The following is a 15,129-nucleotide window of genomic DNA, read 5'->3' as shown; positions in this document are numbered from 1 at the left end:
ATGTCCAGTTAAAGGCTGATGGGCGACCGCCGCACCGCGGGAACGAATTTTGTGTTGCTACGGCGCTGCACTCAAGCCTTGACCCAACGCTGACGGCTCCAGCTGCTCAATGTATCGACAGCCAATACCAGCAACAGCATGGCCAGAATAACCGTGCTCGCTTGAGCTTCCTGGAACAGGCTGAGGCTGACATAGAGCATTTGCCCCAAACCACCGGCGCCGACGAAGCCGAGCACACTGGCCATGCGGATATTGTTTTCCCAGCGATACAGAATGTAGGCCAGAAGCTGTGGCAACAGGTTGGGTAGCGTGCCGTAACAGAAAGCCCATACGGCATTGGCACCTTGCAAACGGATGGCGTCGGCGGGTTCGGGTGGGGTGTTTTCCAGTGCTTCGGCGAACAACCGGCCGAGCACGCCGGTGGTGTGCAGGGCTAATGCCAGGGTACCGGCGTTGGGGCCGAGCCCGGCGGCCAGGACCATCAACGCGGCCCACACCAGTTCCGGCACTGCGCGCAAGGCGTTGAGCACCAGACGTGACGCGCTCTGCAAAGGCCAGCCGTAGCGTCCGGCCGCGGGCAATGCCAACAGCAGGCCGAATACCGCCGCGAGCAGGGTGCCAAGGGCAGACATGGCAAGGGTTTCCAGGGCACCGTGGCCGATGGCTTGCAGATGCCCCAAGCTCAGGTCCGGGCTGAGAAAACGCTGGGCATAAGCGCCCATTTGCTTCAGGTTGCCGGTGCCACCGAGTTCGCCGAGGTCGATGCCCAGATAGATGAACGAGGTGACGACCGCTGTGCCAATACACAGGAGCAGTGCCAGGTTGAACAAACGATTCATGTCAGCCTCCAGCGCAGCAGGCGGCTGAGTTGATCGGCGAGCAGCACCAGGACGAGGAACGTCAGCAACAGACTGGCCACTTCACCACCGGCGAACATGCGCAACGACAGATCCATTTGCTGGCCCAGGCCGCCGGCACCGACGAAGCCCATCACCACCGAGGCGCGGATTGCGCATTCCCAGCGATACACCGTGTACGACAGCAACTCGGCAGCGACATTGGGCAGGATTCCGTAACAAAAGGCTGCGAGCCGACCGCTGCCGGACTGCAGTAGCGCGTGGACCGGACGCTGGTCGACCGACTCGAAAATTTCCGCGTAGACCTTGCCCAGCATGCCGCTGTAGGTGATGGCAATGGCCAGAACCCCGGCCGTCGGGCCGAGGCCGACGGCGCGCACGAACAGCAGGGCCCAGACGATTTCCGGCACGCTGCGCAGAAAGATCAGTAAACCGCGTATGGGCCAACGCAGCAGTTGGCCCCAATAGCTCGGGTGGCCGGCCCGGGAGGCAGCAGACAGCGACAGAGCACGACTGGCGAGCAGGCCGGCGGGGACTGCCACCAGCAACGCCAGGGCCATGCCGGCCGTGGCGATGGCCAGGGTCTGCAGGGTGGCTTGCAACAATAGCTGGATGAACGCCTCGCCATGGGCCGGTGGCCAGAAGGCGGATACAAACCGGCCCATCTCACTCTGACTGTCACTCGCCACCAGCACACTGAGGTCCAACTCGCTGAAGCGGATGCCGGGCCACAACAGGGCAAGGGCCAGCAGGCTGAGCAGCAGACGGGGCAGGGCGGCCGGATCGCGAGTGCCAGACGTCAGCATCGGGGAATCTGCACACTCAAGGGCGGCGGGGCAATCGGTGGGGATTGCAGTTGTTCGTTGGCGTAGAGCTTGTCGAGCAACTCGTGGTCGACTTCGCTGGCCGGAAGGTCGAACAGGATCTGTCCATCACGCAAGCCGATGATGCGCGAAAAGTGCGCCAGGGCCAGCTCCACCGCATGCAGGCTGGCGACCAGGGTGACGTTGTGCTGCCGGGCATGGCGACAGAGCACCGAAAGCGTGTGCTGGGCCAACACCGGGTCCATGGCCGATACCGGCTCATCGGCGAGCAACACCTCGGGTGCTTGATACAACACGCGGGCAATGCCCACGCGCTGTAGCTGTCCACCGGACAGTTGTTGGCAATGCGCGAATAACTTGTCACTCAGGTCCAGCCTGGTCAATGCCGCGCGTGCGCCCGGAATATCCAGCGGATGCAGCAGGTTCAGCAGGCTCTTGCCCAGCCCCCACTGACCCAGCTTGCCGGCCAGCACCGCGGTGACCACGCGCTGGCGCGGGGGCAGGGGAGGCGCCTGATGGATCAGGCCGATGCGAGCACGCAGCCGCTGACGCTGACGGGCAGAAAGCTGCCAGACGCGCTCGCCGAGCACCTGCAGCTCGCCTTTGCCCGGACGCAGGGCGGTGGCCAGCAGATGGAGCAAGCTCGATTTACCCGCACCGGACGGACCAATGATGGCGACCTGTTCGCGTGCCCCGATGTGCAGGTCCACGCCACGCAGCGCCTGGACGCCGTTGGCGTGGGTAAGGCTGACCTGGGTCAGATGCAATGTCATTTGAGCAGTTCGGCGGCGCGTGCGGCTTCCTCGATGCCCTTGTAGTTCTCAGGCTTGGTTTCGATGAATCGGCTGGCGGCCTGCAGATCCAGAATTTCCTTGTCTTTCGGGTTCGCCGGATCGAGCGCCAGGAACGCAGCCTTTATCTTGGCCGCCAGCGCCGGGTCGAGGGTTCCGCGCACCGTCCAGTTGTAGTCGAAGTACGCCGGAGTGGTCGAAAACACCTTGACCTTGGTGGTATCGACCTTGCCGGCGGCGACCAGTTTTTCCCACACGCTGGCGTTGAGCACCCCGGCGTCCACCTTGCCGGCCTGGACCCAGGCGACAGTGGCGTCATGGGCACCGGAATAGCCTACGCGACTGAAGTAGCTTTCCGGCTTGATGCCCTCCTTGAGCATGAAATAGCGCGGCATCAGACTGCCGGACGTGGAGGACACCGAGCCGAATGCAAAGGTCTTGCCCTTGAGATCGGCGAGGGACTTGACGGCCGGGTCGGCGGTGATGAATTTGCTGGTGAATTGGGCGTCCTGTTCGCGCTGTACCAGCGGAATGGCATTGCCGGTTTTCAGGCGTGCCTGCACGAACGTGAAGCCGCCCAGCCAGGCCAGGTCGATGCGGTCGGTGGCCAGCGCCTCGACCACGGCCGGATAGTCGCTCACGGGCACGAACTCGACCTTCATGCCCAATTGTTGTTCCAGATAGGCGCCAAGTGGCTTGAACTTGCGCAGCAGTTCGGTCGGGGCTTCATCGGGAATCGCGCTGACTTTCAGGGTGTCGGCGGCTTGCGCCAGCAGGGTGCCAAAAGACAGGATCAAGCCGACGGCCACTGTCAGGGTACGCTTGAGCATGGAAGATCTCCGGTGCATTTACGGAAGAATGTCGAGGCGCCAAACACACCGTGATTGCTGCGTGGCGCTTTTTGAGGGTAGCCGAAATGGAGCGAAGTTGACTGCTTTTGGGCTATTGCTGTTTATTGCGAAGGGCAGCAAATGACGAGCCGAACACTATACATGTGGCGAGGGAGCTTGCTCCAGCTCGCCTGCGTAATACAGTGGACTTAAAGGCGCGACGAAAATCCTGTGGGAGCGGTGGTGCGGTTTAACAGAAATTCCGTTTACACAAAATCTGAGACACCCACCATGCAGGTGACGGATTTATGGAATAGTGCTTTGTAAAGGCGTACAGGGTCACATGGAATAGTCATGTGATCCTCGTATGAGGCGGCTCTCAACCAAGTATGGATGCGACGGACAAACAATGAACACTGCTCAACTATCGATTCGACAGTACATAAAAGCCAAGGACGGCAACCGTCCACATTTATTGCGCAAGGCCTTTGCGTCAGACGCGATATTGGACATGGTCGTGCACACCGGATCCATCTCGTTTCCACCCCACGTTGAAGGCCTTGGACCTATCGGTGATGTGCTGGTCAGCCGATTCGGGCAGACCTTCGAAAACGTCTATACCTTTTGCCTGGGAGGCCAACCTGAACCGCAGGCCAAAACATTCCAGTGCAAATGGCTGGTCGGCATGTCCGACAAGCACTCCGGTGAAGCCCGGGTCGGTTGCGGTCTGTATGAATGGCAGTTCAGCCCCGAGTCGGGACTTGTCCAGAGGCTCACTATCACCATTGAGCACATGAAAACCCTGCCAGCGACTGATCTGGACTGCATCATGGAGTGGGTATCGCATCTGGATTACCCATGGTGCTGTCCGGAAGCGTTAGTGAGCAATGCTCCAGACATAGACACGCTTGAAGAGGTGATCCAGTACGTTGCGGCCAATATTCCGACCGATTGATTTCAGATTCCAGTGCGGTGCTGATCTTACTGTCGCGGGTAAGGCGTCTCGCTAAGCGCCTCGGGTTTTACGAATGTCTTGAAAAAATTGACTACCGGTGATGCCTCACAAGTGTCTCGTGTCACGATTGTGCCGCGGTTACGCACCTGCGGTACTTTGCAAATGTCCGGGGTCCTAGCCTGGAGTTTCTGATCGCTGCAGGCCCGGCAAATGCGATCGAATGCCGCTTCGAGTTGCAGTGAGTAGTCGAGGGGGTTACCCACCATTGAACCCGGATGGCGTGTTCCGCCTTGGGTATTCATGAAAAACTTGCTGACGTGGGCTCGGACTTTTTCCGGTGTAAAACTTGAATCCAGCTTGAACGAGTCCACCAAAGGCTGGTCGCGACGCCACTGGGCGGCCGCGTGGCACGCAAGGCATGACGAGCGAGGATTATCCGCCGGGCCATTCAGACGCCCCTGAAAACCCGGATAGGGTCGCTGCGGCCAATCGGCTTCGGATGCTGACCAAACCACACCGCGCAGCTCCTGGTTGATTTTGCTCTGGCTGAGGGTGGTCGTTTTGTTCCAGACCGGATCCAGGGCTCCTGGATCATTCCCCCACATGAGACCGACGGGAACCAGGTTGTCGAGCAGCCAATCTCCTTTGAAACCGTCGGGGCTCAAGGGTTTGCGCCAAACAAAAGTCCCCATTACCCACCCGGTGTCCTTCGCGTTCGGGTCTTTTACTGCGATGTCGACTTGCAGCAATCGCATTGGCCTCGGTTCTCGGCCATTGACTCCAGCCTTTTCACCACGCGGGTCACCCTCGGGGTTTATGTAGGCGTCGATCTCAGGTGAGCCTTCGAGGTACGGCACTTGCCCGACATCCGCAGTGGTGAAGAGGAATTTGAATGAAGCAGACTGAGCGGGAAAAGCAAAAGTCGCTGGGGCTTGGGGGTTGCAAGGATCCTTGAAAATTTGACCGATTGCGTACGCGCCCGGGCGGTTGTACCAACCCACCGCCCACGTCTGGATGCCATTGCCTGAGGTTTTCGAAAGATCCCCTGGGTCCGGGCCGCGCTCTGCGGTCAGGCCGTTGAGACGTTCACGACCATTGAGGCTGTAGTCCATCCACGGCACGATCCACCACTCTGCATTTGGATTCATCGTCAGTCGGCGCTGGTCGATGTGGATACCGCTGGCGCGAATCTCTTTAAGAAACGCAGCCATATAGTCGCGCCAGTCAGATTCGAACCTCACCCCTTGCCAGGCAAATACGGAAGTTCCAGGAGCGCTTGGCAAGTCCGTACGCCAAGGCAAATGAATGGCGCCTGCACCTGCGTTTGCATCTGGATCGTAAGCGGAACTTGCCGAAGGAGGAAAAGTGCATTGTGCATGCGCTACCAGTGATGCCGTGGCGAGCAGAATGGCGAGACCGATATTTCTGCTCAGTAGCTCAAGCCGGCTCATGATTGCAGTCCTTTGCAGGGGAGGGCAGGTGAAGATTAGCTACTATTTGGCGACCTGCTAGGGTCCACGGATTCGACACCTGAGCGTGGAGGGGGCGCTTTGAGTCGCCCACCCTTGCAGGCGTGTTCAAGTGTCCGCTTGTGGCGAACTGTAACTTTGGCCCTTCAACAGCCACGCCACTAAACCAGGTGTGGGGCTCACCCCCGTCGCTCGGCCACCAACAGCAACGACTGCGGCACAGGGCTTTGCGGGTGCTGCGGCTCCTGCAAGCCGGCCAGTCGAAAACCGGCCAAGTCCAGCGCATTGAGCCAACTGGACAGGGTGCGGAAGTACCACGGCATGGGTTGCCACTGCCCCTTGAACCCAGCGAAGGTCTCTTTGCGCCAACCATCCTGATAGTCGCCCGCTGCCGCGGTCCACGGATGCAGCGTCTGGATCACCAGCGCGCCGCCAGGGGCGAGCAGGGCGTTCATGGCGGCGAGCAGAGGGATGATGTCCTGGTGCAGCAGGGCGAAGTTGGCGCAGATCAGGTCGTAGTCGCTGCCGATGTCCACCTTCGCCGCCACCAACGCTTCATAGCTCGCCAAATGCACCCGCGAAGAGCCCGCCGCCCGCGCCGCCTCAACCAGCGTCGCATCGCCATCCACACCCACCACCTGGATGGCCCGTTCAGCCAGCGCACGCAACAGCCAGCCCTCGCCGCATCCCAGGTCGAGCACGCGCTCGGGTTGGCGGCTTAGCACCGCCAGCAGGATTGCCTGGTCGGTGACGTTGAGGCGGCTTTCGATAGTGCCGGTGCGAATGGCTTCGATCCAGGATTGGGCGTTGTTGTGCCAGCTTTGGAGGAGGTTGGAGTCGGAGGCAGGCATTTCGATGTCCGGAGTGGGGGTTGGATGGAAGGATAGGACAAGCGCAGGTGGAGCGGAGCTTGTCGGTGACGTTTTACCTGTAAACGGCGCACGAACGGTGCGAAGGCGCCCCGGCAAACGTCAACAAGCTTGCGATGCCGGCTAATGGGCGTTCCATAAAAAAACGGCCTTGGTTAAGGCCGTTTTTTTCAACAGTCGAAGCTATTAAGCCTGCGGATCGATATTGTCCAGCACCCGGTTCACTGCCAGTTCGCCCAGCATGATGACCTGTTGCAGCGCCAGCATCGTATTGCGTTGCGGCCCTTCCAGCAGACCCGCGATATCACTGGCCATGACACTCGCCGATGCCAACGACTCACAGGCGTGGGCCAGCAGGCTTTCCGAATCGACACCGGGCGCGACGATAAACATCGTGCTCGGTTTACGGGCCGCAGCGGGTTCTTTGGGGGGCTTGAGGTAATGATCGAGCGCGCGTTCAGCGGCTTCGTTGAGCTTTTTTGAATGGGTGGATTCGTATGGGGATGCCGGATCGGTGTCCGGTGGATTGGGTGTTACTTTGAACATAGTTTGCAACTCCTAAAATGGAGCCGCTAGCACTTCTCTACTAAAAGAAGGGAGGCGGCTGTACGCAGGTTAGTAGACCGGAGGAGTTAGCAAAACCGGCGCGCCCAAGGGCGCCCTGCGTACAACCACCATCAAGTGCAGGAATAGAAAGACCTGACTGAATGGAGCTCGTACACCTTACTAACACCTCTGGGCTACTAAACCCGACCACTGATGGGCAGTGGCAGGGAAACGATAGAGGCCAGGGCCAAGGCGCACAAGCCGGCGGATTCTGGCGTAGTTGTAGGCAACGGCGCAAGACGCTGTAGCTTGCAGGAAGTAACACTGACACTGATTAAACACGCTCTCCCATACACCCGAAATCCCCCTGTAGGAGCTGCCGAAGGCTGCTCCTACAGGGAAATCTCCTTCATCATCCAGGTTGTGCAAGGCATGTGTACGACAAGTCACGATACGTGGGGCCCGCCGGCGAGAAACTGACCCGTTTCTATCGTCAGTTTCTGTAATGGCTATCGTACTGCTCGTCTGCTTGCCTTCCAGGTTTTCGAGCTAATTCACGAACGGCCCGACGATGGAGTTGTAAACTGGCCGCGCAAAAAAGCGTTGCCTCATTGAAGGCTTCAGCGGGCTTGGCTGACCGGGCCCGCGACCGTCCCTTTACCACCTCAAGCGAGAGACCCCCATGGCTAACCACGACCTCACTTTCCTCCCCGATCCGGATGCGGAATCCATCTCCTCCGACGTCGCCGGTTTCGGCGGCCTGCTGGTCTCCACCCAGATCCCCACCCGCGCCGACGGCAGCCTGGAGCTGGGCGACATCGCCCTGCAGAGCGAGTGCACCCTGCAGGCGCTCAAGGTAGCGCTGGAGCGTGCCGGCAGTTCCATGGACCGGGTTCTGCATCTGACCATCTACCTCACCGACATGGCCGACCGCGCTGCCTTCAACGAGGTCTACCAGCGCTTTTTCGCCAAGCCCTGGCCGGTTCGCGCCGCCGTTGGCGTGGCTGCCCTGGCAGTCGAAGGCATGCGCGTGGAAGTCACCGCGATGGCGGCCAAGGGCTGAGTCCGTGGACCTATCCGGCGGCCCTGCTCAGCGGCCCTGCTTTGCATGGCTGTCGCGATCAGCTTCCCGCTTGTTTATTCAACGCCTCTTCAACCGCGGCAATTTCTGCCTGACGCTTGATGATCATCTCGCCCACGGGCGGGCCCTGGAAGCGTCGGGCTTCAAAGGCGAACCAGATGATTGCCGTCAGAATCAGAAAACCGAGCGTGATGTACAGCGCCCAATCGTTCGGTGGCTGGATGCCGATGGCAAAGATCAGCACCATCGAGAGGATCGAGAGGATGGCGAACAACGAGTACAACGCGCGCCCCATGTTCCATGGTCCCATGGTCGGCCACTTCGCAGTCCCGTAGGTAAACAGCCCCAGCACGATGGGAATGATGAAAGAGAAGAACAGGAAGATCACCGTACAAGAGACCACGATCGTGTACACCGGCGTTTCGCCGATCGATACCAGCGACGATCCCCAGACGAACAGCACCGCGAGCGTGGCACCGGTCCAGATTGCCGCCACCGGGCTGCGATGGCTCGGTGAGACCGTGGCCAGTGCTTTGGAGAAGGGCAGGCCGCCGTCACGGGAGAAGGCGAAGATCATGCGTGAGACCGAGGTCACGGTCGCCAGCCCGCAGAGAAACTGCGAGATGAAAATCGCCACATAAAGCGCCATTTTGATAGCCGGGTTCACCTGGCTGTCCATCGCCCAGAAGAATACATTCCAGCCCTGCTTGGCGGCCTCATCCATGCTCGGCAACATCAGTACAAACGAGCAGAGCATGACCCAGCCGAACAGCAACGACCAGGCCACCGACGTGACCATCCCGAGCGGGACCGACACGGCAGCCTTGTGGGTCTCTTCAGAAGTATGCGCGGAGGCGTCATAGCCGGTGATGGTGTAGATCGGCAGGAGCAGGCCGAGCATGAAAATCCAGCCGTTCGACACTTGTGGCCAGACGTTGCCGCCGGCCGCGCCGGAGTAGTTGCTGAAGGTCACCAGGCGGACGAACTCATAGCTGGGCGCGGCGATCAGGCAGACGATGGTCAGCGCGGTTGCCGTGGCGAAGATCAAATAGCCCGAGAAGTCGGTGAGCTTGGCGGTCAGGCCGATGCCGAAGTGGTTACACAAGGCCTGGATGCCGGTCAGGATCGCCAGGAAAATGACCCGTGTGGTGATCGTGTCTTGCATGCCCAGGGCCGGTCCGAAGGCTCCGAAAAAGAAGTAATAAGTGCCGACGTTGATCGCGCCGAGCACCGTGATCAATCCCAACAGGTTGAACCAGGCCGTCAGCCAGCCGGTGAAGCGGTTACCGAGAATCGAACCCCAGTGATAGAGGCCGCCAGCGGTCGGGTAGGCCGAGGAAATCTGCGCCATGGCCATGGCGAAAACCCCGGAAATCAGGCAGCCCAGTGGCCAGCCGATGCCGATTGCCGCGCCGCCTGCACCCGAGGTGCCCTGTGCCAGCGAGTTGATGCCACCCGAGAGGATGCAGATGATCGAAAAGGAAATGGCGAAGTTGGAGAAAACGCCCATGCGTCGCGAGAGTTGCTGGGCATAGCCCATGCTGTGCAACACCTTGAGGTCGTCGTCTTGTGGCGCGGTGGCGCCGGGTTGGCTTACAGGACTCATAATGTGTGCCTTGTCAGGTTTTGATACATAGCCATCCGCGTTATGCGTTGCCGAATGGGACTGTCTTCAACCCCCTGTCTTACTGCTCCTGCGTCTAATGGATAAAAACCATCCATGCGGTGGCCGTTCTAAAGACGACCGTGATAAGCCGCTGCGAAAATTTCTGCCGCGCCATTTCGTGTCAACGGCAGCGGATTGCCGCCGGCGCAGGGGTCGACAATCGCCATGTCCGCGATCAGATCGGCCTGCTGATCATCCACCCCTAGCTCAAATAACGTATGGGGTACGCCGATGTCCTTGCGCAGCTTGAGGACGAAGGCCAGGAAGCTGTCGAAGCCCGGGGAGGGCAAGCGCAGATAAGCCGCCAGACGGGTGATGCGTTCCTCGATGGCCGGGCGATTGAACTTCAGCACATAGGGCATGAAGGTGGCATTGGTCATGCCGTGGTGGGTGTCGTACAGGGCGCCCACCGGATGCGAGAGGGCGTGCATTCCCCCCAGGCCTTTCTGGAAAGCGGTGGCACCCATCGCGGCCGCCGCCAGCATTTGCGCGCGCGCGTCGAGGTCGGAGGGGGTGTGTACCGCCCGTACCAGGGCATTGGCTACCAGCCGCATGCCTTCCACCGCGATACCTTCAGCCATGGGATGAAAACCGGGAGCGCAGTACGATTCCAGGCAATGGGAAAACGCATCCATGCCGGTGCCGGCGGTGACCTTTGCCGGCATGCCGATGGTGAGGGCCGGGTCGCTGATGACCACACGCGGCATCATCTTCGGATGGAAAATGATGCGTTTGGTGTGTGTACGCTCGTCGATGATCACCGCTGCACGGCCCACCTCGGAACCGGTGCCTGCGGTGGTTGGCACCGCAATGATCGGGGCGATGTTGCCTTCGTCGGCGCGTGTCCAGTAGTCGCCGATGTCTTCGAAATCCCAGACCGGTCGGATCTGGCCGCTCATGAAGGCAATGAGCTTGCCCATGTCCAGGCCGCTGCCACCGCCAAAGGCGACCACGCCATCGTGTTGGCCGGCGCGCCAGGCGTCGAGCCCTCCCGCGAGGTTGGCTTCAACCGGATTGGGCTTGAGGTCAGAAAACAGCGCTACACCGAGGCCGGCAGCGCGCAAGGATTCCAGCACCGCCGTGGCGATCGGCGCACGCGCCAGGCCACTGTCGGTGACCAGCAGCGGTCGCTGGATATTTTGACTGCGGCAGACCTCGGCCAGCTCGGCGATGCGGCCGACACCGAAGCGGATGCTCGTGGGGTAGTTCCAGTTCGCGGTCAGGCTCATGGCTCAGATCTCGTGGCGCAGATGAAAGGATTTCGCGCGGGTCAGGTGTTCATAGCCAAGGCGCGACAGCGTTATGCCGCGCCCGCTGTTCTTCACTCCGGTCCAGGCCAGGGCCGGGTCCAGATAATCGCAGCGGTTCATGAACACGGTGCCGGTGGCGATCTCGTTGCCGATCCGTTCGGCGGCGGTCAGATCCTGGGTCCAGATCGAGGCGCTGAGCCCGAACTCACTGTCGTTCATCAAGGCGATGGCTTCGTCGTCGCTGGCCACCGGCATGATGCCGACCACCGGGCCGAAACTTTCCTCGCGCATCACCGCCATTTGATGGGTGACGTCCACCAATACCTGCGGTGCGAGGTAGGCGCTGCCCGGTGCGTCGGCGAGAAAGTCCTTGGGATCGATCAGTGCCCTGGCCCCTTGTGCCAGTGCATCGGCGATCTGCCTGCGAACGAACTCAGCGGCACCCGGTGTGACCAGCGGGCCGAGCGTGGTGGCTTCGTCCAGTGGGTTGCCCAGCACGTATTGGCGGGTCAAGGCGGCGAAGCGCTCGACAAACGCCGGGTAGATTTTTTTATCGACATAAATACGTTCGACGGCGCAGCAGCTCTGCCCGGAGTTGAAGAAGCTGCCGTCCACCAGATTCTCCACCGCATGCTCAAGGTTGGCGTCTGCCCGGACGTAGGCCGGGTCTTTGCCGCCAAGCTCCAGCCCCATGCCGAGGAAACCTCCGACGGCCGCGTGTTCCATGGCCGTGCCGCCATCGACAGAGCCGGTGAAGTTCACCTGCTGCACGCGTCCGGAGGTAATGATCGCCGCGGTATAGACATGGCTAAGCACCAGGTTATGGAACAGTCCTTCAGGCAGATGGGCGCGGCGAAAGGCCTCGGCGAACCGTTCGCCGACCAGCAGGGTTTGCGAGGCGTGTTTGAGAATGACGCTGTTGCCCGCCATCAGCGCCGGGATGATCGTATTCACTGCCGTCAGATAGGGGTAATTCCACGGTGCGACGACCAGCACCGTACCCAGCGGCTCGCGTTTGATATAGCGCTGAAAACCCGCAACAGGCGCGGGCTCCAGCGTTGCTAAAGCTTCAGGCGCGATGGCGATCATGTGCCGGGCACGTTCTTCAAACCCGCGTAATTCGCCAGCGCCAAAGTGAACCGGGCGGCCCATTTGCCAGGCCAGTTCCGGCACGATCTCGGCTTGCATCGCCAGCATCGCGTCCACGGCAGCGTTGCAAAAGGCGGCACGTTCGCTCAGTGGCCGGCGTTTCCATTGCGCCTGGGCGGTTGCGGCCGCCACCAGCGCCTGCTCGATCTGTACCGCATTGGCACACTGGCGTTCGGCGTAGACCCGGCCATCGACCGGTGAGATGAGTTGCACTGTCGCAGTCATAGCGTACTCAATAGCGCTCGAAGCCGCGCTGCAGTTCCCAGTCGGTTATCCGTCGGTCGTACTCTTTCTGTTCCCAGTCGGCGGTGTGCACGTAGTGGTCGATCACTTCATCGCCGAACGCCTCGCGCAACATGCTCGAAGCTTTGAGGGCGGCGCAGGCCTCGCGCAGGGTTTTCGACACCTCAGGCAACTGCTCATCGACGTAGGCATCGCCCTCGAAGGGTGGCGCGAGCTCGAGCTTCTCGTCGATGCCGGCCAGGCCCGCGGCGATCAAGGCGGCGAAGGCCAGGTAGGGGTTGAGGTCGGCACCGCCGATGCGGCATTCGATGCGGATGGCCTTGCTGCCTTCGGCGCACAAACGAAAGCCCGCGGTGCGATTGTCCCGGCTCCAGACTGCCCGCGTCGGCGCGAAGGTGCCGGCCTGAAAGCGCTTGTACGAATTGATATAGGGCGCGAGAAAACAGGTGATGTCGTTGGCGTATTTGAGCTGCCCGGCCACCCAGGAACGCATCAGTTTCGACATGCCGAACTCAGCTTTTGGGTCGAAGAACAGCGGCTTCTTGGCATTCTTGTCCCACAGCGAATTGTGGATATGGCTGCTGGAACCGGCGGCGTCATAGCGCCACTTGGCCATGAACGTAATCGCCTTGCCCTGCAGTTGCGCGATCTCTTTGCAGGCGTGTTTGATGATGACGTGGTGGTCGGCCATGGTCATGGCATCGGCGTAACGGATGTTGATTTCTTCCTGGCCCGGCCCCCATTCGCCCTTGGAGTTTTCCACCGGAATGCCGGATGCCTGCAAATGTTTGCGAATCGCCCGCAGCACCGGCTCCTCGCGGGTGGTCTGCAGGATGTTGTAATCCTCGATGTAGTGGCCGGCGGTCTTCGGCTGGTGGTAGTTGCGTTCGTGGATCGCCTGGTAACTTTCGTCGAACAGATAGAACTCCAGCTCAGAGGCGAACATGCCGGTATAGCCGCGCTCGCGCAGTCGCTCGACTTGTTTTTTCAGGATCGCCCGCGGGCTGTGGGGCAGGTCTTTTCTGTGGTGATGATCGAGCACGTCGCAGAGCACCAGCGCCGTGCATTCCAGCCACGGCACGCGACGCAACGTGGCCATGTCGGGTTTGAGCACAAAATCGCCATAGCCTTTGCTCCAACTGGCAGCGGCGTAACCCGGCACCGGTTCCATGTCGATGTCGTCGGCCAGCAGGTAATTGCAGCAGTGGGTTTCTTCATGACCGCTGTCGATGAAAAACTCGACCTGGAATCGCTTGCCGACCAGCCGCCCCTGCATATCGACCATGCAGACCAGCACGGTATCGATTTCGCCGGCGGCAGCTGCGCGCTTGAGTGCTTCGAAACTGAGGAGAGGCTCGGTCATCACGTCAGTCCTGCATGAAAGGTTTGGGCCTGTCTGAGATAGCTGTTGCAGACGCTCTCCAGAAAAAACCAAAACCTGCAGACGCGAGCATCGTGAGCAATGAGCTGCTGAAAGCTTAGCCTACTGCTGCTGTGTGCAAGTTTTGGCGACTCGAAACCGAGAAAGGGACCGGCCTCAATTGACGAATATTTAGTTGTTCTATACAACTAAATGATCGTTTCGTTCGGGGTGATTTCCATGATCCATTCTCAATCAGACTTGACTAACCAAGTCCGTTCGGCGTCGCGTCTATTGGTGCGAGAGTTGGGGTTCATGAAGGCCACGCTGGCTGCGACGGACTATCCGCCTTCGTCCGTTCACACCATCGTGGAGATTGGGGAACGGAATTCGCTGACGGCAGGGGAACTTGTGGAACTTCTCGGCCTGGAAAAGTCCTCCGTGAGCCGGATGGTGCGCAAGCTCATTGAGGCCGGCGAGATCGAAGAAATTCCACACGAGGAGGATGCGCGCTCAAAGAAACTGCGACTCACGGTGCAGGGCAAGAAGACCCTGCGAGCGATTGATTCGTTCGCCAGGGAGCAGGTGGGCGCGGCCATGACGTACCTGACGAGCGAGCAACAGCAGGCCGTGAATGAGGGCATCGCCAACTATGCCGTCGCCCTGCAATCCCACAGACTCGGTACAGCGCCGCCACCGCCGATGCAGCTGGACATCGCGCGGGGCTACCGACCCGGAATCATCGGCCGCATTGTGCAAATGCATGCCGACTACTACGCAAGGCATTCGAACTTCGGCCAGCCGTTCAAGAGTCTGGTTGCATCGGACATGGCGGAGTTGATGGGGCGTTTGCACAATCCACGCAACGAGGTTTGGGTGGCTTTGGACGGCCAGCGAATGGTCGGCTCCATTGCTATAGACGGCGAAGGAGAGGGCGGTGAAGCGATTCTGCGCTGTTTCATTCTTGATGACTCGGCGCGAGGCAAGGGCGCAGGCAAACGCTTGTTGGCTGAAGCCATAAAGTTTTGTGACGAACACGGCTTTTGCGCGACGCGGCTTTGGACGTTCAAAGGCCTTGATGTGGCTCGTAAACTGTATGAAGACTTTGGTTTTAGATTGGAGCAGGAGCAAGAGGGGCAGCAGTGGGGGGCAACGGTTATCGAGCAGTGTTTTGTACGACCTGCTGAAAAAATCGTGAGCTCGAATGGGTAATCACTGATTGCGCTGGAGCTGCTTGCT

The 15,129-nt window shown here is 60.2% G+C and carries 14 protein-coding genes; 3 read left to right on the top strand and 11 right to left on the bottom strand.

The annotated features are described in order from the left end of the window. Positions 1-71 precede the first annotated feature (71 nt). The 4 genes from phnE to QMK51_RS16720 are packed head-to-tail and all read right to left on the bottom strand — an operon-like array spanning position 72 to position 3,302. Complete coding sequence (gene phnE, locus QMK51_RS16735) at positions 72-839, bottom strand: phosphonate ABC transporter, permease protein PhnE (protein ID WP_320390965.1); 768 nt, start codon at positions 837-839, stop codon at positions 72-74. Beyond that, a complete protein-coding gene (locus tag QMK51_RS16730) occupies positions 836-1,663 on the bottom strand; it encodes a PhnE/PtxC family ABC transporter permease (protein ID WP_320390964.1) in 828 nt (275 codons plus the stop codon). Before QMK51_RS16730 ends, phnE begins: the two co-directional genes overlap by 4 nt. Next, positions 1,657-2,454 carry a phosphonate ABC transporter ATP-binding protein gene (locus QMK51_RS16725; RefSeq protein ID WP_320390963.1) on the bottom strand — a complete coding sequence of 266 codons (798 nt, stop codon included), beginning with the start codon at positions 2,452-2,454 and terminating at the stop codon, positions 1,657-1,659. The genes QMK51_RS16730 and QMK51_RS16725 overlap by 7 nt, the downstream gene beginning before the upstream one ends. Next, entirely contained in the window at positions 2,451-3,302 is an 852-nt protein-coding gene (locus QMK51_RS16720; RefSeq protein ID WP_320390962.1) for a putative selenate ABC transporter substrate-binding protein, read from the bottom strand. Before QMK51_RS16720 ends, QMK51_RS16725 begins: the two co-directional genes overlap by 4 nt. Before the next feature lie 409 nt (positions 3,303-3,711). Between QMK51_RS16720 and QMK51_RS16715 the strand changes: the two genes are divergently transcribed. After that, entirely contained in the window at positions 3,712-4,257 is a 546-nt protein-coding gene (locus QMK51_RS16715) for a hypothetical protein (RefSeq protein ID WP_320390961.1), read from the top strand. Between the two features lie 26 nt (positions 4,258-4,283). Here the strand turns inward: QMK51_RS16715 and QMK51_RS16710 are convergent, their stop codons facing one another. The 3 genes from QMK51_RS16710 to QMK51_RS16700 form a co-directional block, all read right to left on the bottom strand. After that, on the bottom strand, positions 4,284-5,708 hold the full coding sequence (locus tag QMK51_RS16710; RefSeq protein WP_320390960.1) for a hypothetical protein: 1,425 nt from the start codon (positions 5,706-5,708) through the stop codon (positions 4,284-4,286). Positions 5,709-5,905: 197 nt separating this feature from the next. Next, positions 5,906-6,577 (bottom strand): class I SAM-dependent methyltransferase, encoded by a 672-nt coding sequence (locus tag QMK51_RS16705; protein ID WP_320390959.1) that lies wholly within the window; start codon positions 6,575-6,577, stop codon positions 5,906-5,908. Between the two features lie 204 nt (positions 6,578-6,781). Beyond that, the gene (locus QMK51_RS16700; protein WP_258696249.1) at positions 6,782-7,141 is read right to left on the bottom strand and encodes a DUF6124 family protein; all 360 of its coding nucleotides are present in this window, start codon (positions 7,139-7,141) and stop codon (positions 6,782-6,784) included. Between the two features lie 682 nt (positions 7,142-7,823). Here QMK51_RS16700 and QMK51_RS16695 point away from each other — a divergent pair. Continuing rightward, positions 7,824-8,204, top strand: a complete 381-nt coding sequence (locus QMK51_RS16695; RefSeq protein ID WP_258696248.1) for a RidA family protein — start codon at positions 7,824-7,826, stop codon at positions 8,202-8,204. 58 nt (positions 8,205-8,262) lie between these two features. On the opposite strand, the gene QMK51_RS16690 is transcribed toward QMK51_RS16695, so the two are convergent. The 4 genes from QMK51_RS16690 to QMK51_RS16675 all read right to left on the bottom strand — a co-directional run bounded on the left by QMK51_RS16690 (position 8,263) and on the right by QMK51_RS16675 (position 13,893). After that, positions 8,263-9,828 carry an amino acid permease gene (locus tag QMK51_RS16690; RefSeq protein WP_320390958.1) on the bottom strand — a complete coding sequence of 522 codons (1,566 nt, stop codon included), beginning with the start codon at positions 9,826-9,828 and terminating at the stop codon, positions 8,263-8,265. A 128-nt stretch (positions 9,829-9,956) separates the two neighbouring features. Continuing rightward, positions 9,957-11,117, bottom strand: a complete 1,161-nt coding sequence (locus QMK51_RS16685; RefSeq protein WP_320390957.1) for an iron-containing alcohol dehydrogenase — start codon at positions 11,115-11,117, stop codon at positions 9,957-9,959. A 3-nt stretch (positions 11,118-11,120) separates the two neighbouring features. Beyond that, positions 11,121-12,512 (bottom strand): aldehyde dehydrogenase family protein, encoded by a 1,392-nt coding sequence (locus QMK51_RS16680; RefSeq protein ID WP_320390956.1) that lies wholly within the window; start codon positions 12,510-12,512, stop codon positions 11,121-11,123. 7 nt (positions 12,513-12,519) lie between these two features. After that, positions 12,520-13,893, bottom strand: a complete 1,374-nt coding sequence (locus QMK51_RS16675; protein WP_258696244.1) for a glutamine synthetase family protein — start codon at positions 13,891-13,893, stop codon at positions 12,520-12,522. Positions 13,894-14,130: 237 nt separating this feature from the next. Here QMK51_RS16675 and QMK51_RS16670 point away from each other — a divergent pair, with 237 nt between their 5' ends. Then, positions 14,131-15,102 carry a helix-turn-helix domain-containing GNAT family N-acetyltransferase gene (locus tag QMK51_RS16670; RefSeq protein ID WP_320390955.1) on the top strand — a complete coding sequence of 324 codons (972 nt, stop codon included), beginning with the start codon at positions 14,131-14,133 and terminating at the stop codon, positions 15,100-15,102. The last annotated feature ends 27 nt before the right edge of the window (positions 15,103-15,129 follow it).

The sequence above is a fragment of the Pseudomonas sp. P9_31 genome (assembly GCF_034008235.1).
Classification (GTDB): Bacteria; Pseudomonadota; Gammaproteobacteria; order Pseudomonadales; family Pseudomonadaceae; genus Aquipseudomonas.
This window is presented reverse-complemented; position numbering and strand designations above follow the sequence as displayed.